This window comes from Dyadobacter sediminis, assembly GCF_005860765.1.
Lineage (GTDB): Bacteria > Bacteroidota > Bacteroidia > Cytophagales > Spirosomataceae > Dyadobacter > Dyadobacter sediminis.
Map to the genome: position 1 here is coordinate 78381 of NZ_VCEI01000028.1, position 25683 is coordinate 104063.

Annotated in this window: 25 protein-coding genes; 16 read left to right on the forward strand and 9 right to left on the reverse strand. The window is 44.0% G+C overall.

What is annotated here, in order from left to right; genetic code table 11:
• Window positions 1-63: 63 nt before the first annotated feature.
• Window positions 64-489 carry a VOC family protein gene (locus FEM55_RS17355; protein ID WP_138282668.1) on the reverse strand — a complete coding sequence of 142 codons (426 nt, stop codon included), beginning with the start codon at window positions 487-489 and terminating at the stop codon, window positions 64-66.
• Between the two features lie 223 nt (window positions 490-712).
• Window positions 713-1474, reverse strand: a complete 762-nt coding sequence (locus FEM55_RS17360) for a ThuA domain-containing protein (protein ID WP_138282669.1) — start codon at window positions 1472-1474, stop codon at window positions 713-715.
• 499 nt (window positions 1475-1973) lie between these two features.
• On the opposite strand from FEM55_RS17360, the gene FEM55_RS25015 reads away from it, so the two are divergent.
• Window positions 1974-2147, forward strand: coding sequence for a hypothetical protein (locus tag FEM55_RS25015; protein WP_171036600.1), 174 nt, complete (start codon window positions 1974-1976; stop codon window positions 2145-2147).
• An 18-nt stretch (window positions 2148-2165) separates the two neighbouring features.
• Here the strand turns inward: FEM55_RS25015 and FEM55_RS17365 are convergent, their stop codons facing one another.
• The 4 genes from FEM55_RS17365 to FEM55_RS17380 all read right to left on the reverse strand — a co-directional run bounded on the left by FEM55_RS17365 (window position 2166) and on the right by FEM55_RS17380 (window position 8047).
• Window positions 2166-3110, reverse strand: a complete 945-nt coding sequence (locus tag FEM55_RS17365; protein WP_138282670.1) for a D-2-hydroxyacid dehydrogenase — start codon at window positions 3108-3110, stop codon at window positions 2166-2168.
• 195 nt (window positions 3111-3305) lie between these two features.
• Window positions 3306-5687: a M1 family metallopeptidase gene (locus FEM55_RS17370; RefSeq protein WP_138282671.1), complete on the reverse strand. Its 2382-nt coding sequence runs from the start codon at window positions 5685-5687 to the stop codon at window positions 3306-3308.
• Between the two features lie 28 nt (window positions 5688-5715).
• A complete protein-coding gene (locus tag FEM55_RS17375) occupies window positions 5716-6339 on the reverse strand; it encodes a HupE/UreJ family protein (protein ID WP_138282672.1) in 624 nt (207 codons plus the stop codon).
• Window positions 6340-6556: 217 nt separating this feature from the next.
• Complete coding sequence (locus FEM55_RS17380; protein ID WP_138282673.1) at window positions 6557-8047, reverse strand: M14 family zinc carboxypeptidase; 1491 nt, start codon at window positions 8045-8047, stop codon at window positions 6557-6559.
• A 380-nt stretch (window positions 8048-8427) separates the two neighbouring features.
• On the opposite strand from FEM55_RS17380, the gene hisH reads away from it, so the two are divergent.
• The 14 genes from hisH (at window position 8428) to FEM55_RS17450 (ending at window position 21097) form a co-directional block, all read left to right on the forward strand.
• A complete protein-coding gene (gene hisH, locus FEM55_RS17385) occupies window positions 8428-9015 on the forward strand; it encodes an imidazole glycerol phosphate synthase subunit HisH (protein ID WP_138282674.1) in 588 nt (195 codons plus the stop codon).
• A gap of 19 nt (window positions 9016-9034) precedes the next feature.
• Entirely contained in the window at window positions 9035-9757 is a 723-nt protein-coding gene (hisA, locus tag FEM55_RS17390) for a 1-(5-phosphoribosyl)-5-[(5-phosphoribosylamino)methylideneamino]imidazole-4-carboxamide isomerase (RefSeq protein ID WP_138282675.1), read from the forward strand.
• Between the two features lie 3 nt (window positions 9758-9760).
• Window positions 9761-10534, forward strand: coding sequence for an imidazole glycerol phosphate synthase subunit HisF (gene hisF / locus FEM55_RS17395; protein WP_138282676.1), 774 nt, complete (start codon window positions 9761-9763; stop codon window positions 10532-10534).
• A 95-nt stretch (window positions 10535-10629) separates the two neighbouring features.
• Entirely contained in the window at window positions 10630-11259 is a 630-nt protein-coding gene (gene hisIE / locus FEM55_RS17400; RefSeq protein ID WP_138282677.1) for a bifunctional phosphoribosyl-AMP cyclohydrolase/phosphoribosyl-ATP diphosphatase HisIE, read from the forward strand.
• 13 nt (window positions 11260-11272) lie between these two features.
• Window positions 11273-11608, forward strand: coding sequence for a phage holin family protein (locus FEM55_RS17405; RefSeq protein ID WP_138282678.1), 336 nt, complete (start codon window positions 11273-11275; stop codon window positions 11606-11608).
• Window positions 11609-11668: 60 nt separating this feature from the next.
• Entirely contained in the window at window positions 11669-12007 is a 339-nt protein-coding gene (locus tag FEM55_RS17410; protein WP_138282679.1) for a phage holin family protein, read from the forward strand.
• 97 nt (window positions 12008-12104) lie between these two features.
• Entirely contained in the window at window positions 12105-12512 is a 408-nt protein-coding gene (locus FEM55_RS17415) for a hypothetical protein (protein WP_138282680.1), read from the forward strand.
• Window positions 12509-13294, forward strand: coding sequence for a phosphoglycerol geranylgeranyltransferase (locus FEM55_RS17420; protein ID WP_138282681.1), 786 nt, complete (start codon window positions 12509-12511; stop codon window positions 13292-13294). Before FEM55_RS17415 ends, FEM55_RS17420 begins: the two co-directional genes overlap by 4 nt.
• Window positions 13295-13431: 137 nt before the next feature.
• A complete protein-coding gene (locus FEM55_RS17425; protein WP_138282682.1) occupies window positions 13432-13632 on the forward strand; it encodes a hypothetical protein in 201 nt (66 codons plus the stop codon).
• Between the two features lie 588 nt (window positions 13633-14220).
• Window positions 14221-14412, forward strand: coding sequence for a hypothetical protein (locus FEM55_RS17430; RefSeq protein ID WP_138282683.1), 192 nt, complete (start codon window positions 14221-14223; stop codon window positions 14410-14412).
• A gap of 68 nt (window positions 14413-14480) precedes the next feature.
• Window positions 14481-15095 (forward strand): SprT family zinc-dependent metalloprotease, encoded by a 615-nt coding sequence (locus FEM55_RS17435; RefSeq protein WP_229209316.1) that lies wholly within the window; start codon window positions 14481-14483, stop codon window positions 15093-15095.
• Window positions 15073-18474, forward strand: a complete 3402-nt coding sequence (gene porU / locus FEM55_RS17440) for a type IX secretion system sortase PorU (RefSeq protein ID WP_138282684.1) — start codon at window positions 15073-15075, stop codon at window positions 18472-18474. The genes FEM55_RS17435 and porU overlap by 23 nt, the downstream gene beginning before the upstream one ends.
• A gap of 101 nt (window positions 18475-18575) precedes the next feature.
• A complete protein-coding gene (gene porV / locus FEM55_RS17445) occupies window positions 18576-19733 on the forward strand; it encodes a type IX secretion system outer membrane channel protein PorV (protein WP_138282685.1) in 1158 nt (385 codons plus the stop codon).
• Between the two features lie 83 nt (window positions 19734-19816).
• On the forward strand, window positions 19817-21097 hold the full coding sequence (locus tag FEM55_RS17450; RefSeq protein ID WP_138282686.1) for a M16 family metallopeptidase: 1281 nt from the start codon (window positions 19817-19819) through the stop codon (window positions 21095-21097).
• A gap of 11 nt (window positions 21098-21108) precedes the next feature.
• Here FEM55_RS17450 and FEM55_RS17455 read toward each other — a convergent pair whose 3' ends face one another.
• The gene (locus FEM55_RS17455; RefSeq protein WP_138282687.1) at window positions 21109-22431 is read right to left on the reverse strand and encodes a cryptochrome/photolyase family protein; all 1323 of its coding nucleotides are present in this window, start codon (window positions 22429-22431) and stop codon (window positions 21109-21111) included.
• A gap of 110 nt (window positions 22432-22541) precedes the next feature.
• On the opposite strand from FEM55_RS17455, the gene FEM55_RS17460 reads away from it, so the two are divergent.
• Window positions 22542-23396: a 3-keto-disaccharide hydrolase gene (locus FEM55_RS17460; RefSeq protein ID WP_138282688.1), complete on the forward strand. Its 855-nt coding sequence runs from the start codon at window positions 22542-22544 to the stop codon at window positions 23394-23396.
• Between the two features lie 92 nt (window positions 23397-23488).
• Here FEM55_RS17460 and murA read toward each other — a convergent pair whose 3' ends face one another.
• Window positions 23489-24796, reverse strand: coding sequence for a UDP-N-acetylglucosamine 1-carboxyvinyltransferase (gene murA / locus FEM55_RS17465; RefSeq protein WP_138282689.1), 1308 nt, complete (start codon window positions 24794-24796; stop codon window positions 23489-23491).
• Between the two features lie 44 nt (window positions 24797-24840).
• Window positions 24841-25587, reverse strand: a complete 747-nt coding sequence (locus FEM55_RS17470; protein WP_138282690.1) for a DUF4290 domain-containing protein — start codon at window positions 25585-25587, stop codon at window positions 24841-24843.
• Window positions 25588-25683 lie beyond the last annotated feature (96 nt).

Sequence of the window (25683 nt, forward strand, 5' to 3'; positions counted from 1 at the left end):
AGGACACAAACTACGCATTCCGGTTATGTTTGTGTCTTCACAAACAAGGTGCAAGGCTTTTCATCATGCATTCTCAAGTTTTTCAATATCCAGCTTTTTCATTTGCAGAATAGCCTGCATTACGCGCTGCCCTCTTTCAGGATCCGACATCAGTTTGCTGAGTACTGAAGGAACCACTTGCCATGAAAAGCCGTATTTGTCCTTCAACCAGCCGCATTGATCTTCCCGGCCGCCATCGGCAGTAAGCTTTTGCCAGTAATAATCAATTTCATCCTGCGTGTCACAGTTGATAACAAATGAAAAAGCCTCGCTGAATCTGAATTTCGGTCCGCCGTTAAGGCCCATAACTTTATAGCCATTGAGCTCGAAAGTGACTACGACCGGATTTTCCTGCAGGATTTTTGAGTTCTTGAATACAGAGCAGTAAAATTCTGCCGCAGCTTTCGCATTTCCGTCAAACCACAAGCAAGGATATATGGAGCTGTTCATTGGAGTAAAGTACAGTTAGTTGAAAATGTTATTAAAAAATAGTTGTTACAAGTTTACTAAACCCGTGCTGGTTTGGAAGGGGGGTACTGCGACTTTTAAAGGGGTATGCTGTGACAGCTTTGAAGCGAAATTGTGGCTTTTGCCGATGGCAGTAACAGAAAAGGGGACAGATTCCATGATCTGTCCCCTTTTCTGTTACTTATTTAAAAATGGATTCTTGCTTTTACTTTACGCCTTTTCCGGTTGCAGCCCAGTAAATTCCACCATAAAGATGATCTAGAAAAGTCTGGTCGGAGTAGACAAGCCCGATGTGGCCGAGACCGGTATAGAAAGCTCTGCCGCCGTCGTAATTATGGTACCATGCAATCGGATGAAAATCGCCCATTCCTGCACTTTTATTATCGTTGCCCCAGCTGGCTTTCGGATCATAGCTTTTTTCATCAACGCCGACCAGAAATTTAAGATCGTTGGATTTATACGGCTTTTGGTATTCATACCATTCATCTGTCCAGATCATTCTTTTTGGAAACCGTTCCATGCCGGGAAAGTTGCTGTCTACAACATCAAGGTAAGCAGTCTGCTGTTCCGGATGAATTTTAAACATCATACCAACCATTTTTGTATACCAGGGCCATTCGTATTCCGTATCTGCTGCGGCGTGAATGCCCACCCAGCCTTTTCCCGACTGGATAAATTTCTCGAATGCCGTTTGTTGCTCCGCATTCAGGATATCGCCTGTCGTATTTAAAAAAATGACCGCATTGTAATTGTTCAGTTGTTTTTCATTGAACACAGAAGCATTTTCCTGCCAGTCAACGGTAAAGTTGTGCCTTGCTGCAAGGTTTCTTATGCCGGCAACACCTTCATGAATAGAAGTATGGTGGAAACCAGCCGTTTTGGTAAAGAGTAAAACTTTAAACTGTTGCGCATACGATGAGGCTGCACTTGCAATTACAAGAGACAGGACAAGTAATTTTTTTAGCATAATAGTTTTTAATTCAGATTTTTGGTAAAGTAACTTTGGAATGCGGATCTGCCGGATTTAATACCGGCATATTATAAATAGTATTAAGGCAAAGTTATAGCCGAATATACTTTTGATTAATCTGCTTTTAATATCCTGCTTTTATAAAAACCTTATGGTAAGGATTTTAGGAAGACGCTTCAGATTTATACTTTCCTGTAAATGCGGTTTGAGAACTTAATCATTGTGACAAAGCGGCATTTATGAAACCAAAGAATATGGACGAATACATCGCAGGGTTCCCGAAAAAAAGCGTATGCTTTTCAAATTGGTAAGAACTGCCATCGGAAATGCTGTTCCAAATGCAGTTCTTTTAAATTCAGAACGTATTGAAATGAAAGCCGAGTAGATTATCGAAATCAATGAATTGCAATTTCAATAATTTAGAAAAGTATTTCTTCCATACAAGAAACAGGCCGGGCATAATAATTGAGATAATCAAATAAAAAACCTCAATAACATGGCTAAGGCAAAAAGCAAAACCGCAACAAAAAAGAACAAACTGGGCGTTAAAAATTCATTGGTCAACAACATCAATGCACGCAAGAAAAAAGGAATTTCCAAACCGAAGAGTGAGAAAACGGTCAGCAAGGAATCCTACGAGGATATGAAAGAAAATTGGGACAAAAAATAAAGCTCCTTAGAAAGGGCTTTATACCACGTTCTTTTGATCGCCACGTATAAAACTATCCAGATTGTCGGCAGCGATCTGCAGCAAACGCTTTCTGGCCTCGAACGTTGCCCATGCCACATGCGGCGTGATGACGCAATTCGGCGCAGACAACAAAGGATTGTCCGGTTTTGGCGGTTCTGCTGACAAAACATCCAGTCCGGCGCCGGCAATAATTCCTTTTTTCAGTGCATCGGCAAGATCCGTTTCCTGGATCAGTGGTCCGCGTCCTGTGTTCAGAATTATGGCATTCGGTTTCATTGTTGCAAGTCGCTGTGCGTTCACCATCTCCTTGGTTTCGTCTGTTAACGGACAATGCAAGCTGACTACATCGCTGTTTTTGAAGACATTTTCTAGCGTTGTCATTTCCACTCCGTTTACAGCAGCCGGATGTTTTCGGTAAGCAATGACTTTCATTCCAAATGCCAATGCAATCTGAGCTACTTGCGAACCGATATCCCCGAATCCGACAAGCCCCATGGTTTTGCCGGCCAGTTCGGTCAACGGTGTTTTGGTATAGCTGAAATCCGGTGCGTTTACCCAGTCACCATTAAAAACGCTCTGGCTGTGTGTTTCAATCCGGTTTACAAGGGAAAGCAGCATGGCAAAAGTATGTTGCGCAACAGAAGCTGAACTATATGCTTTTACGTTCGTTACGGTAATTCCCAGTTTTCGGGTAGCCGCAATATCAATGTTATTAAAGCCGGTCGCCATCACGCCGATGTACTTTACATTTGGAAGCTGGCTTATTATTTTTTCAGAAAGAACAACTTTATTCACCAGCAAGGCATCAGCTTCTTTTGAACGCTCCACAATCTGATTTTCACCGGAACGGTCGTATATGGTTACATTTCCCAGTTTGGTAAGCGGTGTCCAGTCAAGGTCGCCGGGATTAAGCGTGTAGCCGTCAAGGATTACGATGTTCATTTTGGTACGGATTGAAGTTCGAAAGTTGCTTTTTACAGATTGTAAATCCAAATGCTGCAATTTCAGATTTTGATTCAGGCATTTGAATGAGTTGTGACTCAAAGGATTTTGTCAAAGTAAGCTTATTCTGGATTCAGACAAAAAAAGCCTTCCGGAAAATTTTCCGGAAGGCCGCCATTGTGCATTTTCGGGGTGTTAATTCTTGGGGTCGCTGCTGATCTTTCCGGCGCCGGCTCCTTGCATTTGCATCGGGTTCGGAGCGCGTCTGAGCTGCTGCTGCTTGAATATCTGAAAGCGGGTAGGCTTGGCAATACGCGGAAAAGAATTGTTTTCGGTATCAATGTCAGCAATCTGGAAATAAGGGTCCAGCGTCCATTGCGTCACTTTCTTGCTCGTCGATATAACCTTGCTGATTTCCTGATCATTGAAGCGCCAGATTTCAGCGGGGAAAGTTGCTACGGAATCTGTGCCGTCTTCAAATTCCATTTTAACAATCACCGGCATCGGCAAACCGCCTTTGTTTTTCAATGAAAGCGTATAAAAATTGGTATTGTTCTGGATCAGTTCCCTGTCACTTTGTGATAGTCCGGCCAAGTACTGCTCATACTTCTGACGATCGGCATCCGTAACTTTGTAAGGATCATAGCGGTTGTAAAAATCGGCCATGGTGGAATCCTGCGCCACAACGGTTTCACCTTTGGTCTGCGCATCACGGATTTTACTGATCGTGGCCTGCTTGCGGGCTGCTTCTTTGCGGGCCAGTTCTTTTTCAATTTCCGGATTTTGTGTATCGATGCTAAACCAGTCAACACTTACAAGGTCCTGATCAACAGGCTCGACTCCGTAAAACCATCCTTTCCAGAACCAGTCAAGATCCACGCCCGAAGCATCTTCCATCGTGCGGAAGAAATCAGCAGGCGTAGGGCTTTTGAACCGCCAGCGATTAGCATATTCCTTGAAAGCATGATCAAAAAGCTCACGGCCCATAACGGTTTCACGCAGAATGTTCAGTGCCGTTGCGGGTTTTGCATAGGCATTTGGTCCCAGACCGATTACGTTTTCAGCAGAAGACATAATCGGGGAAAGTACCGATTTGTCGGAAGACATGTAATCGGTAATCTGATTAGGCTCGCCGCGTCTGGTAGGAAAGTTGAAATCCCACTCTTTTTCGGCAAGATACTGACAGAATGTATTCAGCCCTTCGTCCATCCATGCCCACTGACGTTCGTCGGAATTGACGATCATCGGGAAAAAGTTATGTCCGACTTCATGAATGATTACGCCGATCATGCCGTATTTAACAGCTTCGCTGTATGTTCCGTCTTCTTCCGGACGACCGCCGTTGAAACTGATCATCGGATATTCCATGCCGCCGCCTGCAACGGAATGGCAGGAAATAGCAACCGGATAAGGGTATTCAAAAGTACGTGCTCCATACGATTTCAGCGTATGTGCAACAGCGCGGGTGGAATATTGCTCCCAGAGCGGATTGCCTTCTTTCGGGTAAATGGACATGCACCATATTTTGCGGCCATCTTTGTAAACGTCGGTTTGCATGGCATCCCAGATGAATTTACGGCTGCTTGCAAATGCAAAGTCACGAACGTTGTCGGCTTTGTAAATCCAGGTTTTCTTTCCCGGCGACTTGTTCTCACGTTTTTCTGCTTTTTCCGCTTCGGCCTGCGTTACAATGATAACGGGCGTTTTGGAAGTTTCGGCTTTCTTAAGACGTTGTTTCTGTGTTGCCGTAAGTACTTGTGCGTAGTTCTGGCATTCGCCGCTGGCCGCTACAACATGGTCGGCAGGAACGGTAATGGCTACTTTGTAATTCCCGAAAATCAATGCAAATTCTCCTTGTCCCAGAAATTGCTTGTGGTTCCAGCCGTTTACATCATCATAAGGCGCAAGGCGCGGAAACCAGTGTGCAATAAAATAATTGGCATTGCCGTCTTTCGGAAAATACTCATACCCGCTGCGGCCGTAATATTCTGTGATGTTGTAACTCCAGTCTACGCTGAAAACCACATTGGTACCCGGCTTCATGGCAACGGGAAGGTCAATGCGCATCATGGTGTTCACGATTTTGTATGGCAATGCTTTGCCGGCTTTGTCCTTTACGGCTGCAATTTCATACCCATATTCTTTTTTCGGGTCAAGTGATGAGCCTCTTCCGTTGTTCATTGCTTCAAGCTGTGTAGTACTCATGCCTTTTTCGCTGATCGTGCCGGTTCTGGAAGTTGCTCCGATGCCGTCTTTCTTAAAAAGGTTCTGGTCAAGCTGCATCCAGATGTATTTCAGTTCATCCGGAGAATTATTGAAAAAAGTAATCGTTTCCGAGCCGGTAATGCGCCGGTTATCGTCGTCCAGTTCTGCTTTGATGTCGTAATCGGCACGTTGCTGCCAGTATTCACGGCCCGGGGCACCGGAAGCTGCCCGGTATGAATTGGGCGTCGGTAGCATTGTGCCCATTTGTTCAAAACGGTCATTGGCCTGATAATTCGGTGATTTCGGCAACTGCTGCGCCATCGTGGCCACAGAAACCATCAAGATCAGTAAAGGGAGCAGTACTTTTTTCATATATATTGGTGATTGGATATAGGTTCTTTTAATTGACAGACAAGCCTGCAAGATTTCTGAAAAATTCATTGTTCAGGATAAGGGAAAGCGACATGCCGACAATGATTCCGGATAAAATATTGATCCAGTTCATTCTCTGCACTTTAAACAACTCGATTACAACAAAGGCAACGGACAGAACAACAAATACGATAATCAGCTGACCAAGTTCCAGCCCGACATTAAAGCCGAGCAATGGATTGAATATCTCTGCTTCCTTTCCGAGTAATACCCTCAGATAATTAGAAAATCCCAGACCGTGAATCAGTCCGAAGAACAACGCAAACGGGTACCTCAGGCCGGAAGCCTTTTCCTGGCGGTTGAAAGAAGCGGCCGGAACCTTGTAAAAAAAGTTCAGTATGGCCGTAATAATGATCGTAACCGGAATCAGAAGCTCAATCCAGTCGGGATTAACGCTGACAAGCCCGGTCGTAGCCAGTGCAAGCGTTATCGAATGCCCGATTGTAAAAGCAGTTACCAGAATAATTACTTTTTTCCAGTCGATAAGCGTATAAACGGAACAGAGCGCCATGATGAACAGAATGTGGTCATAGCCATTGGAATCTGTTATATGGTCGAAACCCAATTGAAGGTAAGCCTGGAATTCGGACATTAAACAGTTTTAGGATTTAGGATCACAGAAATAAAATAATTGTCAAGACAAAAAACCAAAACCGAAGATATTCTATTCGGCGCAGGAAAGCAACAACAAAAAGTATAAAACAGCAGGATTACGGGAACATGATTGTTCTTTAACAATCAAATTTTGTTTCTGAGGGTTTTGGTTTTTTAAGTAAAACAGAAAATGTAAGAAGTAAAATGCGGGAAGTTTATTCTATTATTCCCTGACCTTTTGTGGCTGCGTAATTTTCCATGTCGTATACAAAACCATTTACGACTGCATACTTTACTTTACTGCCTTTTTTCAGGATAAATGTAGCTGTATTTCCAAGTCCGGGTGTTCCGGCCGGCGTGGCCTGTCCGCTTCGCAATACGTGCAATGGCGACGCAATGAAATACAGCCCAAGCGAACGTGTTCCGGCATCCGGAGCCAGCCTTATGTACGTGTAGCCTTCTTTTAAAAGGTTGAATGCATTAAGCTTGCTGATTTCGCCAAGGTTCTTGTATGCCGTCGGATACACTTTTCCTTTTTCAACGGTAAGTCCGGTCGCATCTATTTCCTGGCTGCCGTATTGCGGGTGCAGATCGCCGAAGTCCTCGATTTTACTGTAATAAAAAAACTTGCTTGCATTGGCGTAATTTACTTCATTGCGGTTGATGCCCAGATCAGTCGTAAAGCTTTTGCCGGATTGCTTTACGGTTGCATTTCTGACCACCAGATCATAAAGCCAGCGGCCGTTTTCCGGAATGTCGTAATAATGGTCGCGTTTTTCCTTCGTCAGTGAATTGTCTGCAATTTTGTCCAGCGCGGAAAGGATTGCCATGAAATTAAGCTTGCGGATGTATTGCTTTTCCGGATCGCCCACATAACCTCCCGATTCGATCAGCACCAGCGTTGTTCCCCATTTCTGGACATTGTCGCCGAAGCCGCGCGGTTCGTGATCGTCGCTGTAACGTGCAACCTGTCCGGGAATATACTTTTGCAGAATCTTGTTCATGCCTACAATAAGCTGCATGGAACGTTCGCGAACTGCATTGATCGAAAGCTCATAATCGTAGGAAGTGGCCAGAAAAGAGATGGTCGCCGCTTTGGGGCTTCTTCCCGCTGAATACCTCGGGCTTTGGTCGTGCAGGTTAAAGCCGAAATCCGGTTTGAGTTGATCCACAAGTCCTTTCAGGATTACAGCTTCCGGCGTTTGGCGGGCCGCTGCATCGCGGTTCATGTCAATGCCCTGAACCGTTCTGCGCTGGTACCGTTCGACACCGTCGGGATTGAGCATGGGGACAAAGTACAAGGTTGTTTTTTCAAGCAGTTCCTTGCGGAAGTCGTCGAAGCCGTCATTTTTGCCTTCCAGAAAATTCAGTATATCGAAAGTGGCCATGGTTGCCGTGGGCTCGTCGCCGTGCATTTGCGTCCACAGCAACACTTTCTTCTTTCCTTTTCCGGCCGTGATCATCTGAATAGGACGTCCTTCAAAGGAATCACCGGCTTTTTCAATGATATAAAGCGGATTTCCCTGCCGTTTGGCAATGAGCGGAAGAATGTCCTTTTGCTTGAAGCGGCGTTGTGTCAGTGTGCTTTCCTTGTAAGTTTCATGCGCATTGTAAAGCCGGTCCGCCAGTTCGCCCGACTGTGCTTTTGATTCGACAGTTGTCAAGATAATGAAGAAAAAAAACAGTTGTGAAATAAATAGCTTCATGAATTGTGAAAATCCTGTATGTGACTGCAAGGTACGAACAGAATGAATTGTAAATAAAACAACTGACTTGAAATCATCCAAAAGCACCGGATCAAAAAGTAAAAGGAGATATGGCAGTTTAAGGCTGCATTTGCAAGATCTTCTAATCAAATTTTAATATAATATTTAAAAGAGCGCTTTCAGATATACGTAGAATTCCCTATATTTGTAACATGTTAGTAGCTGAAACATATCATCGTTTTCATCAAAGCCATCTGGCTTTCGGACGTCTTGGGTAATGTGTTTTTGCAAGTAGTGTTGTAATAAGGTTGAATACATAGTATCCCAGAAGCCCGATTGATAAAATCGGGCTTTTTTTGTCTCAATTCAGAACAGATCGAATGAAAACAGTTATAATCAAATACAACGCCGGAAACGTGCAGTCCGTCATGTACGCGCTGGACCGCATCGGGGCGACATACCTTTATACCGACAACGAAGAAGAAATCCGTTCTGCGGACAAGGTGATTTTCCCCGGCGTAGGCGAGGCCAGCACAGCCATGAATTATCTTCGCAAAGTGGGTCTGGATAAAGTCATTCCTTCACTGAAACAGCCTGTGTTCGGTACTTGCATCGGTATGCAGCTGATGTGCCGTTTTTCGGAAGAAAACAATACGGAATGCATGGGAATCTTCAATGTCGATGTAAAACGTTTTCCGGCTGTTCCGGGCATGAAAGTGCCGCATATGGGCTGGAACAATATCATGGATTACAAAACGGTTCTTGCCGGCGACCTTCCCGATAATGCTTACGTATATTTTGTTCACAGCTATGCGGCGCCGGTTTGTGAATATACCGTGGCGAGCTGCGAATACGTACTTCCTTTCAGCGCCATGCTGCAGAAGGACAATTTTTATGCAGCGCAGTTCCATTGCGAGATCAGCGGAAATGCAGGGCAGAAGATCATGGAAAACTTTTTAAATATCTGATAAAACCGGCCTGTTGAAAATGATTGAAATTATACCAGCCATAGACCTGATCGAAGGAAAGTGCGTCCGGCTTACGCAGGGCGATTACGGACAGAAAACGATATACAACGAAAATCCGCTTGAAGTTGCCCTGCAATTTGAAGATGCGGGTTTGAAGCGTCTGCACCTTGTGGATCTGGACGGGGCGAAGGCGAAAAAAGTGGTCAACTGGAAAGTGCTGGATAAAATAGCTTCCAGAACTTCCCTGCATATTGATTTCGGCGGCGGCGTCCAGTCGGATGATGACCTGAAAATCGTGTTTGAAAACGGTGCGAAGCAGGTGACGGGCGGAAGCATTGCTGTAAAACAGCCGGATTTATTCCAAAACTGGATAAGCGTTCACGGCGGCGAAAAAATTATTCTGGGCGCAGATGCGAAGAAAGAAAAAGTAGCGGTCAGCGGCTGGGAAGAAGGTACTGAAATATGGGTTTACGATTTTGTAGAACAATATGTCGAAAAAGGCATTCAGTATGCGATCAGTACGGATGTTGCCAAGGACGGTCTGCTGCAGGGCCCGTCTTTTGACCTTTACCGGAATCTTCAGGATAAATGCCCGGATCTGAAAATCATTGCCAGCGGAGGCGTAAGCGGAATCGGAGATGTGGAAAAGCTGGCTGAAATGAATGTCTATGGAGTGATCATTGGAAAAGCCATTTATGAAAACCGGATCAGTCTCGTCGACCTACAGCGTTTTTCAAATTAAACTATGCTTACAAAACGAATAATCCCGTGTCTGGACGTCAAAGACGGCCGGACCGTAAAAGGCGTTAATTTTGTGAACCTGCGGGATGCAGGCGATGCAGTGGAACTCGGCGCGATGTATGCCGAACACGGAGCTGACGAACTTGTTTATCTGGATATTACCGCCACGATTGACGGACGTTCCACCTTTATAGAGCTCGTACGCAGGGTTGCGCATACAATCAACATTCCTTTTACCGTAGGCGGCGGAATTTCTTCCATCGGCGACGTTTCGGCTTTGCTTCACGCCGGCGCGGACAAGGTTTCCATCAATTCGGCAGCTGTCCGCAATCCGGATCTGATCAACGAACTTTCGCTGGAATTCGGAAGCCAGTGCATTGTGGTTGCCATTGACACGCGTTATACGTTGACGGAAAACGGACACGAACACATTGTGCATACACACGGCGGCCGCAAGCCTACGGAAATCCGTACGATTCCCTGGGCAAAGGAAGTGGAAGAACGCGGTGCCGGAGAAATCCTGCTTACGTCAATGGATACGGACGGAACAAAAAACGGCTTCGCACTTGAACTGACGGCTACGGTTTCAGGCAATGCAAATATTCCGGTCATTGCTTCGGGCGGTGCAGGCAATATGGATCATTTTTACGATGTATTTACCTCAGGAAAAGCGGATGCCGGCCTGGCAGCCAGTATTTTTCATTTCCGCGAAATTGATATTCCGGACCTGAAAAAATATCTTAATGACAGAAACCTGCCGGTAAGAATGACCAAATAGGATATTTTACGTACTCTAAATGCTGATAATGCAGAATTAATTCAGCTGAATTTACCGGAAAGAATGCAACTTTGCCAAAATGATCAAATTGTAAAATGAGCGATACCTTTTCAACAATAGATTTTGATAAATCATCGGACGGGCTTGTGCCGGCTATCATTCAGGACGTAAATACAAACAAGGTTCTCATGCTTGGCTATATGAACAAGGAAGCACTTGAGATCACAAAAAGCCAGGGAACCGTAACCTTTTTCAGCCGCAGCAGACAAAACTTGTGGACAAAAGGCGAAACTTCGGGCAATTTTCTTTTTGTAAATGAAATAACTGCGGACTGCGACGGCGATACAATCCTGGTAAAAGCCACGCCTGCGGGCCCGACCTGCCATACCGGCTCCGATACATGCTTTGGGGAAAAAAATAGCCAGGATACACGAATCGGGGAAGCTTCCTTTCTCAACTATCTTCAGAAAGAGGTCATACGGGAAAGAAAATTAAACCCGTCGGAAGAGTCCTATACAAGCAGCCTGTTCAAAAAAGGCATTAATAAAATTGCCCAGAAAGTAGGCGAGGAAGCGGTTGAAGTTGTGATTGAGGCCAAAGATGATGACAAGGATCTTTTTAAAAATGAAGTTTCGGATCTTCTTTTTCACCTGCTGGTGCTTCTGGAACAGAAAAACATTGACTTAGATGAGGTAATTAACGTACTTCGCAGCCGTCACCAATAAAAACGGATGTTGTATGAAGTTGTTAATACGTCTTGTAATCAGCACATTGGCTATTATTGTCGCAGCTAACATAGTTCCCGGCGTTGCAGTTGCCGGCACCATGACGGCGGTAATCGTGGCGATTGTGCTCGGAATCCTGAATACTTTCCTGAAACCCGTACTTCAGATACTGGCGCTGCCCATTACGATTCTGACGCTTGGACTTTTCTACATCGTTGTCAATGTATTTATCATTTATCTGGCAAGTTATCTTGTTGACGGTTTTTCAATAAGCGGGTTTATGTCCGCATTATTCTTTGGTCTGGTTGTCTCCATTGTTTCCGGAATACTTGGTATGTTTTTGGATTAGTGTAAAAATCTAACTCGAAGTGAGTTTAAATAGATATACATGATTTGATAAATACTGCCTATGTTAAGTCAACTAGAGGAAATCAAGGACACGCTCTTCAAGTATTTCGAAACCCGTATCGATTTATTTAAAATCGAAACAAGGGATAAAATCGAGCGTGCAGTTGTAATGGCGGTATATGCCGCAATTTTGCTTTGTATTGGCCTTACAGTACTTATTTTGGTGATTATATTGCTTGGGACATTCCTGAACAAATGGCTGGACAGCGATTATCTTGGTTATGTGATTTTACTGGCATTCTTTGCTTTACTGCTTACAATCTGTATCGTTCTCAAAGAAAAGATTATTGAATTTATCCGCGGAATCATCGTCCGCATTATGCATGCAAAGGAGGATTGATAGATTTGAAATAGTAATTTGGGGAAAAATACACTCAAATTACTATTTTTGAATTCCTCTTTAAAAATTTCGGGTCATCATTAAACAAGATAATGAAATGAGTTCTCCAATAGATTCTTCTGTAAAGATCACAAAACCATTTTCTTCCGACACGGATAAAGATAAGCAGGACCTGATGCTGGATGCAGATCTTTATCGTGACAAGCTTGAACTTCAGTGGAACGATCTTAAAAGTGACGCAACGCAGTACAGCAAGCAGGCTTTGATCATTGGAGGCGTACTTGTGACATCCATCGTATTGCTGAAAGCAGTTCTTCCGAAAGGCAAAAAGCATCAGTATGAAGAAGAAGATTATCTGTACGAGGAAGAAAAAAAGAAAATTAATAAAAAGAAAAGCAAATTTGCAGTTGGACAAGCCGTTCAAAGTTTAGCATGGACGTTAGCAGTAGGATGGGCACGTCAGAAGCTTAACCATATAATTGCAGATGAACGTAAAACTGAATGAAAACAGCGAATCATAAAATCGCAGACCTCCTTTCAACAAGAAAAACAGAAAAAAGGAAATCGTTTGCTGTTCTCTTAGATCCTGATAAAGTAAATTTTTCTACGTTTCCGACATTCCTTGAATATGCGGCAGAACATGGCGTGGATTTCTTTTTTGTAGGAGGAAGTCTCATTACCCATTATGCCATTGATCAGCTTATTTCCGCAATTCACCAGAATACAGACATTCCTGCTATCCTTTTTCCGGGCAGCAGCCTTCATATTGATCCTTCTGCAGATGCCATTCTGCTGCTTTCACTGATTTCCGGACGTAATGCGGATTTGCTGATCGGGCAGCATGTAATTGCTGCGCCACTTCTGAAACAAAGCGGCATTGAAGTATTGCCAACCGGCTATTTACTGATAGAAAGCGGCAGGCTTACAACTGTTTCCTATATAAGCAACACCATTCCCTTACCCCGCGACAAGCCGGGCATCGTTGCCTGTACTGCTCTGGCAGGAGAGTTTCTGGGATTAAAAAACATATTCCTTGATGCCGGAAGCGGAGCATTGTTTCCGGTAACAGCCGAAACGATTGCAGCCGTTCGCCAAACCGTGGATACACCCATTATTGTCGGGGGCGGGATTGATTCCTATGAAAAAGCAGACAATGCATTAAATGCCGGGGCGGATGTCATTGTAGTAGGAAACGGAATTGAACAAAACCCGGATTTACTACCTGAAATAGCCGCGTGCGTAAAGGCATTTAACCGAAAATCAGATAAAGTTTTGAGAGGTTTGTAGATTTAATTATACAAAACCAAGAATTTCAAGCGTTTTCTAAGGAAATTTTAAGTTCTTGGAAAAATACAATACCAAAGTTTGGGAATATTCAGATTAATCCTGTTACATTTGTATCGAACCTTAATTACACCCAAGAAATGAAAAAAATATTTGCACTTGCGTTCGTTGCCGGGATGGTAACTTTCGCTGCTTGTACAAGCAAACCTGCTGACGAATCTGCTGGTGATACTACATCTGCTGCAACAACTGAATCTCCAATGATGGAATCAGATTCAATGGCAACTGATTCAACATCAACAATGTCAATGGATTCAGCTTCTTCTGATTCTGTTAAGTAATCAGTAGTACAAGCCAGGATTTTTGAAAAGCTCTATGAAAATAGAGCTTTTCTTTTTTTATATATAGCGTAAATACAACTGCTTCTTTCAGCTGCAAATAATACTTGCTGCATCCGGTAACATTCCATTATCCGCACGATTTTCTTTTCGCATGGCTGTATAAAACTTAGCTTCAAAGTTTAATTGTACTACTCAAATACTGATTTTCAACAGGATCAAACGGCAAATTGTACTTGTAAGTAGCCGAATTCTCTATAAAATACAATTAAGTGATAGAACTATTTCGCAACTTTGTTTTAAAAACAGGCATTTGCTATCGTTCATAAAGTTGAAAATACCTTTGTCCGGCTTCATTGCATTCTGTATTCTTATTTATTACTTACAGCTGCTGTCTGTTTAAGTTACAATTACTTATTTGTAAATGCATAGTTTTCATTGGTTTTGTCATAAAGGAATGGAAGCAAGCTGATGTATGTGAAACAAGCTTTCTAAGGAAATTTTAAGTTCTTGGGAAAATGCAATCATGAAGTTTGAAAATTTCAGATTAATCCTGTTACATTTGTATCAAACCTTAATAACACCAGAGAAATGAAAAAAATATTTGCATTGGCGTTCGTTGCCGGAATGGTGACTTTCGCTGCTTGTACGAGCAAGCCAGCTGATGAAGCGGCTGATACTACAACAGTAACTTCTGTAGAAACTCCGACTGTAGATTCAACTGCAACAACTGATTCTACTACAATGTCAACAGATACAACTGCTTCTGATTCTATCAAGTAATCAGCAGTACAGGTCAGAATTCAGGAAAAGCTCTATGAAAATAGAGCTTTTCTTTTTTTATTTAATGAATGAAAGACATATCCTTGGGCCTCCACGTTCCGCAGGCAGCCATTTCCTATTGTGAGCAGTTATATCATACTTTTCATTTCAGCTTTGCTTTGTCACGTCCGCGTAAAACCCGTTTGGGCGATTTTACAGTAAAAGCAGGATTCGTCCCAAGAATAACGGTCAATGCCAACCTTAATCCATATCATTTTCTGATAACTTACATTCATGAAGTTGCGCATTGTGCCGTACATCAGAACTACAACCGCCGGCTGAAAAAGCGCGTTGCGCCGCACGGAAAAGAGTGGAAGCGCGAGTTTAGTGAACTACTGCTGCCGGTTCTGAACGAAAATATTTTTCCGGCAGACATTCTGAGTGCGTTGGTTCGTTATGCAAAAAACCCTGCAGCTTCTACCGGAGGCGATCCGGTTCTGTATAATGCCATTCGCAAATATGATGAACATGCATTGCATTCCGGTAAAACCACGCTTGTACAGCTGAATGAAGGAGCCGATTTCGTTTTTCAGGACAGATTGTTTGTCAGAGGCTCGTTACGCCGGACGCGTGTGCTTTGCAGGGATAAAAAATCACAACGTCTTTATACAATTCCGGCAAATGCATTGGTTGAAGCATGTTAATCTGCGCAGTTTCCTTTTTCATTCAGTCATAAGCTGCTTTGGATTATTATCCGGTTATACTTCCTCTGCACAACAATCGTCGGTTTTATCCAGTGGAAACTGGTACAAACTGGCCGTCAATCAGACCGGTGTCTGCAAGCTTGATGCCGATTTTCTGCGTGAACTGGGTATTGATCCCGTTTCTGTTATTCCGGACCAGATCCGCATATACGGAAGCAAAGGCGGAATGTTGCCACAAAAAAATGGTCCTGCTTTTTCAGGTAATTTAAAAGAAAGCGCCATTTGGGTGCAAGGGGAAATAGACGGAAAATTTGACAACAATGACGCGGTGTATTTTTATGCCGAAGGACCCGACGAAATTACTTTTGATTCACTGAAAGAAGAGTTTCAGCATCGTAAAAATTGCTACACGGATACAAGTTATTACTTTCTGAACGTAGGACAAGCCGCCGGGCGCCGGATCAAAACGGCTGAAAATACTGCCGGCATATCCGGAAAAACAGTCAGTCAGTTTGAAGATTACTGGTTTCATGAAACAGATATTTCCAATTTACTGAAATCGGGAAGAGAATGGTGGGGCGAATATTTAAGTTCAGGACCGTTGAATATAGAAGCAGATATTCCCGGCATAGTTCCTGGTTCCGAGATCAGACTGCGTACTTCTGCTATCGGCAGCGCGCAGGTAGCAACACGATTTTTGTGGCAGATTAATGGAAAACAGATTGGTGAGAACACAATCGGAACGGTAAGTACCAATACGTATGATATTAAAGGACGACGCTCGGAAGCAACTTATATCCTGAATGCGGACGCTTCTCTGCAAAATCCGGTTGCAATCGGGATCAGTTACGACAAAAATGGCCAGAGTACAGCGCAAGCTTATCTCAATTATGTTGCGTTGCATGCAAAAAGAACATTACGTTCTTACAATAACCAGCAGATTTACCGTTTTTTGCCGGAAAATTCAGACACCATAACGTACCGTTTTCAAGATGTTGCTTCCGGCTGGAACCTTTGGAATATTACCGATCCTGCCAGTCCGGAAATCATGGCTGAAAATACGGCAGCAAACGCTTTTCTGACAATTACCGCGCGGAATGGCAAAAATACCCGGCAACTGCTCGGATTCAGATTTGACCAGGCTTTTACGCCTATTTCATGGCAGTTCATCAATAACCAGAATATCATTAGTTACCCTACACCCGATCTGTTGATTGTTACGCCTGCTGCCTGGGAAAGTGAAGCAAAGAGATTGGCAGAATTCCGGAAAGTTAATGACGGCCTTGAAGCTGTAGTTGTAACTACTGAGCAAATCTACAATGAATTTGCCTCCGGGAAACCTGATGTAAGTGCAATCCGGAATTACGCGCGTGCACTTTACAGAAAAAAACCGGGCAAACTGAAATACCTGCTTTTGTTCGGGGACGCTACTTTTGACTATAAAAACCTTTTAAACAACCAGACGCAATCGCAGCGCAACAACTGGGTTCCGGTTTATGAAAGTGATGAATCGCTGAATCCGGTTTACACCTTTTCTTCCGATGATTATTTCGGCTTTATGGAAGACGGCGAGGGCGAATGGGCCGAATCGACGGCGGGCGATCATACGGTGGACATCAGCATTGGAAGGCTTCCCGTAAAATCATTTTCAGAGGCACAGACTGTCGTAAACAAGCTGATGCATTACAATTCTGCTGAAAGCAATTCCGGAAACTGGAAAAATACGATCCGTTTTGTGGCCGATGACGGAGACGGGAATATTCATCAGTCTCACGCCGACCAGCTTGCCAGACTGGTTCAGAATGACTTTTTGTCCTCCCGTTTATTTCTGGATGCTTTTCCTCAGGTTACTACAGGAGAAGGCCAGAAAGCTGCGCAAATAAATAATGCCATCAGGAAAAGTATTGATGAAGGAACGCTGATCCTTAACTACACCGGGCATGGCGGCGTAAGCGGCTGGGCCGAAGAACAGGTTTTGACACTGGCCGACATGCAATCGGTGCGTGGCATGAACAATATGCCGTTGCTGTTTACCGCAACGTGCGATTTCGGGCGGTTTGATGATCCGGGAATTGTGTCAGGCGCTGAGTTGATGGTTTTAAGCCCGCGAGGAGCTGCAATTGGTGCAATAAGTACTACCCGGCCGGTTTATTCCAGTACAAATTTCACGCTCAGCAAAGCTTTTTATGAATCCCTGATAAAGTCCGGCCCGGATGCAAGAACAGGCGACATTTTCCTGGAAACCAAAAACAAGGCGCTTGCAGGCAGTCTGAACCGGAACTTCACGCTGCTTGCAGACCCGTCCATGCAGTTGGCAAAAGCCCGAAAGCAAATCCGCTGGACCTTGCAGCCGGATACATTGCGTGCCTTGCAGAAAGTAAGTCTGCAGGGTGAAATTTATAATCCGGCAAATGGATTCACCGACAAATTTTTCAATGGAATTGCAAGGATAGAAATCTATGACAAGCAATCAGCTTTCAAAACACTTGGAAATGAAGGTAATCCGGAAAGTTACGCCGAGTTCCGCACCCGGTTATTCAGCGGAAGCGTGAAGGTTGTAAACGGAAAATTCACCTGCGATTTCACAATGCCGAAGGATATTGATTACAGAACAGGAACGGGCCGGGCCAATATATATGCATATCAAACGGGCAATGCGCTTTCCGATGCCGCTGCGCAGCTGAATGTAATTGTAGGAGGAAGTGTACAGACGGCACCTGATCGTACGCCGCCGAAGCTCGCAGCCTATCTTGATCGTGAGAATTTCAAACCGGGCGATACTGTGGATCCGTCTTCGGTTTTGTATGTAAAGGTCAGTGACGAAAACGGGATCAATATTTCAGATGCTGGAATCGGGCATGGCATCACCTTAACGATTAATGATACGCTTACCGTTACGCTGAATGATTATTTTACGGCTGATCTGGATGATTACCGTTCCGGAACGATTCGCTATCCGCTGGAAAACATGCCTGCCGGAAAATATGTTATTCGCTTAAAAGTATGGGATACTTATAATAACTTATCCGAAATTGCGTTCGATTTTCAAGTAGGTGTCCCGAGCGGAGTCCAATTCAATGCGCTGACAATTTATCCTAACCCATTTCATGAAAATTTTTCATTCGAACTTATTCACAACAGAGTAAATGAAGATGTAGAAATTATTTTTAGTATATTTCTCAACAATGGGCAACGTCTGAGTACATTTCTAAGACAATATTATAACAGCGATTCCATGTTAAAGGAAACTTTAAACCCTCTTGATCTTGGAGGTAACCGGATTCCGTACAACGTGCCGCTGTTGTATCAAATGCAGATCAGGTCATTAAAAGACAATTCTTCTGACCAGCGATCCGGAAAACTTATTCGCTATCCCTGATATAATAATCTTTAATTTTTAGTAATAATTATCTTTCATTGTATTTTTGACACCTTAAAAGAAGCTGATCCAAAGGACTTCCTATCGCAAATCCAATTTCTATGAGACTATTTTTTGTTAGTTTATCTTCCTTATTAATTTCAGTAACCGGTGCAGCATTTGCTCAGACTACGACTACACCCACATCCAGAATTCCTTACTCACCACTGTCATTTTTAACGTTTGCGCCGGATGCGAGAAGTGCCGGTCTGGGAGAAGCAGGTGTAGCTTTGAGTCCTGATGCCAATGCAACGTACTGGAATGCGGCCAAGCTTCCTTACAACACCAAAGACTTCGGGGTATCTGCATCTTACACGCCATGGCTCCGAAACCTCGTTGATGATATGTGGCTTGGTTACTTAAGTGCTTACAAAAAACTTGGAAAAGGACAGGCAGTTGCTTTATCCGTTAATTATTTCAATAACGGTGAACTGGATTTGAGAACTTCAACCGGTCAGCAGAACGGTTATTTTACTTCCAGGGAAATGGCTATCAACGGAACGTATTCACGTCAGCTTGGACGGAACTTCTCGATGGGCTTAACGCTGAAGTATATTTCTTCCAATCTGGCTGGAACTGCGGTAATCAATGGAATTTCACTGAATCCGGCACGCGTTGCAGCGGGTGATATCAGCGCTTATTACCGCAAAGAACTGAGAAACGAAGAAAGCGGCAGCGAACTGGCATGGTCACTGGGAGCTGTACTTTCCAATCTGGGCGGTAAAATCAATTACGGTTCAGGGACAGACTCCGAAAACTTTATTCCTACCAATCTGAAAGTCGGAGCCGGACTGTCATTCACAGGTGATGGCCGCAACCGTTTCAATTTCATTGTGGATGCAAGAAAACTGATGGTACCGACTCCGGACGGAACAGACTTTAATTCCCGTCCGCTCCTGAAAGGAATCTTCGGGTCATTTTCGGATGCTCCCGACGGATTTAAAGAAGAAATGCAGGAAATCGGCATTGCTGCCGGTGTTGAATACTGGTACAACGACATCTTTGCAGTACGCGGCGGTTACAATGCTGAAAACAGGAACAAAGGCAACATGAAGTATTTCACAGCTGGTGCAGGCGCTCGTTTTATGGATAAATATGCTTTTGACTTTGCTTATCTTTTTCCAGTAGCACAAGGAAACCCATTGGCTCAGACACTGCGTATCACACTTTCACTTGGATTGAACAAGGCTGAAAAACTGGATGTTGGCGACGCTGAATAACGAAGTGAATCAACAAGTTTAAATTTTTGAAAACGAATGACGTTATTGCAGCGTCATTCGTTTTTTTATATCCATTGCCGAATATGTTACTTGATCGCACCACAGCACCTGATTTCAAAGTTATTCATTCCATCAACCTGCCGGAACCCCAAACCCGTACGCTGGACAATGGCCTTACATTGCATGCGATAAACATTGGCGATCAGCCGGTGATCAGGCTGGAATGTATTTTTGAAGCCGGAAACTGGCAGGAAAGTGAAATCGGAGCATCCTATTTTGCAATCAAAATGCTGCCGGAAGGAACCGCCGGCCTTACTTCACAGGAAATAAGTGAAGCATTTGACAAAGTGGGCGCATTCACCGAAATGACGCATTCTTCCGACCGCATCGGAATTGTTGTTTATTGCCTTTCGCGCTTTCTGGATGAAGTTCTGCCCATCGTTAGTGAGCTGATTAAGAATGCGGCTTTTCCGGAAAAGGAACTGCAGGAATTAAGAAACATAACCATCCAGAATCTGCGGGTTAACAAGGAAAAGAATGCTTTTCTTGCCAATGCAGCGTTCAGGGCCAAGTTGTTTGGCAGCAATCATCCTTATGGCCAGAGCCAGGAAGAGGATAATATTTCAGGCTTGTCGCTGAATGCCATAACCGGGCATTACAATAAATTTATTAAAAACGGAAAGTTTACCGTTGTGCTGGCCGGCCAGATTGAAGAAAAAGATATGGAGGCAGTCAACAAATACCTAGGTGCCGAACCGGTAATTAGTCATCCGGATGAAACCGGTTACGCTCCGGAAGCTGCATATCAGAATTCGGAAGTCGTTGTGGAAAGGCCGGAAAGTGTGCAGTCTTCCATCCGCATGGGTCGCATTTTGTTTACAAGGCATCATCCGGATTATTTCAAAATGCTGGTCACCAATGAAATTCTGGGCGGATACTTCGGTTCCAGGCTGATGAAAAATATCCGTGAGGAAAAAGGCCTGACTTACGGCATTTCCTCGCACCTGATTACGTTGAAAAATGAAGGCTATTTCATGATTGCAACAGATGTAAAAAAAGAATTTACGCAACAGACTATCGACGAAATCAAAAAAGAAATTTACAGGCTGCAGACCGAACCCGTTGGGGAAGACGAATTGCAAACCGTTAAAAATTTTATGGCCGGCGAATTTGCCGGATCGCTCAATACTGCGTTTGAAGTAGCCGACCGCCAGAAAATACTTTTGCTCGACGGTCTTCCGGCTGACTTCTTTAACAAATACATCGATCAGATTCATGCTACAACCAGTCAGGATGTGCTTTCCATGGCTTCTTTGTATCTCAATCCCGAAGATATGGTAACGGTAATTGCAGGAGGCAAGTAAAAGTCCGGCGCTTACTTCTGGTCCAGTGCTTCTTTATAGGCTTTCAGGCAACGGTCTCTTGCAAACTGGTGATCAACGATCGGTTCCGGATAGGCATCCGTTCCAATTTCCGGAACCCATCTTTTGATATATTCACCTTTGGAATCGAATCGCTTGGCCTGTGCTTCAGGATTGAATATCCGGAAATAAGGCGCAGCATCCGTTCCCGATCCCGCTGCCCATTGCCAGCCGCCGTTATTGGCCGCGAGATCATAATCCAGCAGTTTGTCAGCAAAATAAGCTTCACCGAGACGCCAGTTAATCAGTAAATGCTTGGATAAAAAACTGGCCGTAACCATCCTCAGACGGTTATGCATAAACCCGATTTCATTCAGTTGCCGCATTCCTGCATCCACAAGCGGGTAGCCTGTTTTGCCTTCACACCATTTTCTGAAATCTTCCTTGTCATACCGCCATTTGATACGGTCATATGCAGCGCGGAAAGCTTTGCCGGTTCCCACAAAAGGAAAATTCCACAGGATTTGCTGATAGAAATCACGCCAGATCAGTTCGCTCAGGTATACAGAGCTGTTTTCCTGTGCTTCTCTAGCCAGTTTACGAATGCTTACCGTTCCAAACCGCAAGTGTATGCCAATCCGGCTGGTGGATTCCATAGCCGGAAAATCTCGTTCTTTTTCATATCTCTGAAGTAATTCTACCGGAACAACGCTGGAAGGAAAGTTATAGTCCGATTTCCTGAATCCCATTTCTTCCAGAGAAGGGAAATCCGGCGCCTTCCATTTGTACAGATTATCAAAGTACTTTTCAGTTGGATAAGAAGACAGATAAAAACGGTTGCATTTACTTTTCCATGCGCGGCTGTAAGCTGTAAACACTGTGTACGGCATATTTTTCTGGTTCAGAATTTCATTTTTTTCAAAAATAACCTGATCCTTATACGCCTTGAAAACACCGTTTTTTTTCTGGATAATCTGTGCTACTTCACTGTCACGGTCTGTTGCGTAAGGTTCGTAGTCGGAATTTGTATAAACCTCGGCAATATCATACTCTTCACTGAGTTTTTTCCATATTTCTACCGGAAAGCCGTAATGCACCAGAATATCGGAGCCATTGTTTTTCAGTTCTTTCCGGATCTGAAGTATAGCATTGTAAATAAATGTGAGGCGGCTGTCATTTTTATCTTCAATCTGATCAAGAATATTTCGGTCAAATATAAACAGCGGAATGACCGGATAATCCGATTTCAGAGCGCGGTAAAGACCTGCGTTGTCGTGTAAACGAAGATCCCGGCGAAACCAGAACACGGCTATTTTTTCTTTTGCTTTTGAACTCATGAATTTATATAATGATAGTTCCGATCGTATATTTACTTCAACGGCAGCCTCAGATACAATGCCAGATAAAAAAACTGCTCCAAACCAGTTCATTTAACCAACCTTTATTCATGAAATTACAATTGACAATGCTTTTTACGCTGTTTTGCTTGTTTGCTTCTGCGCAGGAAAAGAAAGACCGGCAAGAATGGAAACAGCTTTTCAACGGGAAAAACCTGGATGGCTGGGACATCAAAATCCGCGGTTATGAACTGAACAACAATTATGGCAACACGTTCCGGGTGGAAGACGGCAAAATGGTTGTGCGTTACGACCAGTACGATGATTTTGCACAGAAATACGGACACATATTCTACAAAGGGGATTTTTCGTATTACCGCATTGCCGTTGAATACCGTTTTACAGGAGAACAGGCCCCGAAAGGCGAAGGCTGGGCATGGCGTAACAGCGGCATTATGATACACGGGCAGCCTGCTGCTGCAATGGGAAAAGATCAGGATTTTCCTGCTTCCATCGAAGTGCAGCTTTTAGGCGGCGATGGCAAGAAGCGTACAACGTGTAACCTGTGTACGCCGGGAACGAATGTCGTAATGGATGGAAAACTGATTACGCAGCACTGCGTTACTTCCAAGTCAAAAACCTATAACGGTGACCAATGGGTGAGGGCAGAAGTGCTTGTGCTGGGCGACTCGCTTGTTCAGCATTTTGCTAATGGAGAAATGGTGCTGGAATACAATAAACCTCAGATCGGCGGCGGAAATGTAAGTGGCCACGATGCGTCTCTGCTTGTAAATGGACAATTGCTTGATCATGGCTCCATTTCCCTGCAAAGCGAAAGTCATCCGGTAGAATTCAGGAAAGTGGAAATTCTGGACCTGAAAGGCTGCATGGACCCGAAAGCTTCCAATTACAAATCCTATTTTGTAAAAGCGGATAATAGTCAATGCACTTACAAGAAGAGGTAAATTTTACAGAAGTTAAAAATGATAAAGTCTTACTACAATGCAGATTTGCTGTAGTAAGACTTTATTTTTTACATTACGTTGAAATGTAACGCTTACAGCCTTACTATTTCAGCGCCGATTGCATTCAACCGCACATCAATATTCTGGTATCCGCGGTCAATCTGTTCGATATTATCTATAATACTGACTCCTTTTGCGGACAAGGCAGCGATCAGCAACGCAACGCCGGCACGGATATCCGGAGAAGTCATGCGGATCCCACGAAGCTGCGTTTCTCGGTTGTGGCCGATTACAGTTGCTCTGTGCGGATCGCAAAGAATGATCTGCGCGCCCATTTCAATCAGTTTGTCAACAAAGAAAAGCCGGCTTTCAAACATTTTCTGATGAACAAGTACGGTTCCCTGCGCCTGAGTAGCCGTAATCAGGATAATACTCAGCAAATCCGGCGTAAAGCCTGGCCACGGCGCATCGGCCACGGATAACGTGGAACCGTCAAGATAATTTTCGATCCGGTAATGTTCCTGGGCAGGAATAAAAATGTCATCGCCGCGGAATTCCATTTTAATCCCGAGCCTTTGAAAAACATCCGGAATAATGCCCAGTTGCGGAATCTGGCAATTTTTGATCGTGATTTCGGACTGCGTCATGGCTGCAAGCCCGATGAAACTTCCGATTTCGATCATATCCGGAAGCATGGTATGTTCGGTTCCGTGCAGTTCGCTTACACCTTCCACAACAAGCAGGTTGGATGCAATGCCCGATATTTTTGCGCCCATTCTGTTCAGCATTTTACACAATTGCTGAAGATACGGCTCACAGGCTGCGTTGTAAATTGTTGTTGTTCCTTCAGCCATTACGGCAGCCATCAGTACATTGGCCGTTCCGGTTACAGAAGCCTCATCCAGCAGCATATACGTGCCTTTGAGGTTAGCGGCATCTACTTTGTAAAAACCGCCGTCTGCTTCATCGTAACTGAATTCCGCTCCAAGTTTTTCAAAACCCAGAAAATGGGTATCCAGTCTTCTTCTCCCGATTTTGTCTCCGCCCGGACGCGGAATCCTTCCTTTGCGGAACCTTGCAAGCATTGGCCCGAGCAGCATGACAGACCCGCGAAGGGCCGCTGCTTTTTGCCGGAAAGCATCCGATTCTAGGTAATCAAGATTGACATTGCTGGCTTCAAAACGGATGGACAAATCGCTCAGCCGGGTACAAGTGACACCGAGGTCCCCCAAAAGGCTGATGAGCTGATTTACATCACGGATATTTGGAATATTATGAACAGTTACCGGTTCTTTGGTCAGAAGTACAGCACAAATAATTTGTAATGCCTCGTTTTTAGCACCTTGTGGTACAATTTCACCTTTCAGGCGTTTATCTCCAGTTATTTTGAATGAAGCCATATTTGAATTTGGGGCAATGGACTGTATAAAATTAAACCTGGAAGTCAGATTCCAGGTTTTTTGCGGTTATTGCGGTTGTTGTTATTGTTACTGTTATTGTTTGTATTGTTGTTCCGGCCCGAAAACTTGTTGTTGGGCCGATTTCGGTTCGGATTGCCGTTCCCCTGATTGTTGCCGCCCTGCCTTTCGGGATTATGACCGGATTGTGACTTGAAGCCGGCTCCCTGATGATTTCCCCGGTTTCGTTCCTGATTGTTGTTCCGGTCTTTCGGAGCTGCTTCTACAGGTCCGTTCTGGCGTATATAATCGATTTCTTCTTTCAACTGACCCTTGCTGAGCTGTTCCAGCTGCACAAGCAGCACATTGTCTTCCGGGTTGTCCTTGTTCCAGGTATTGAAGAAAGAACGCATCAAACGGAAAATATAAGATACAAATGCCAGCTTGTCTTCTTTGTTTTCGGTCTGGACTGCTTTTTCGAGCAGCAGGTCAATATTACGGCCGTAATGCCTGTAAGTAAGGTTTTGCTGGTTATAGCCTACTTTGAGCGGCTTTTTACCCAATGCTTCCTTGGATGGCGGCGGAAACGGACTGTCGACATCCAGCTGGAAGCCGGATATAATGTACAGGTCGTCCCACAATTTATTGGTGTAATCCTGATTATCCCGCATATTGGGATGGATTTGCCGCATGAGTTCAATCAGAATGTGCGCGTAAAGGTTGCGTTTTGCCTTATCTTCCATCTTTACGATGTGATCGGCAAGTTTTTGTACGTTACTACCGTATTCTTTCAAGAGTATGAATTATTTTATTATTGACAAAAATAAGAAGTTTTTGTGGAAAGAAAAGCTGCAAATAAAATCCCGAGCCGGAATGAAACCTGTAACGAT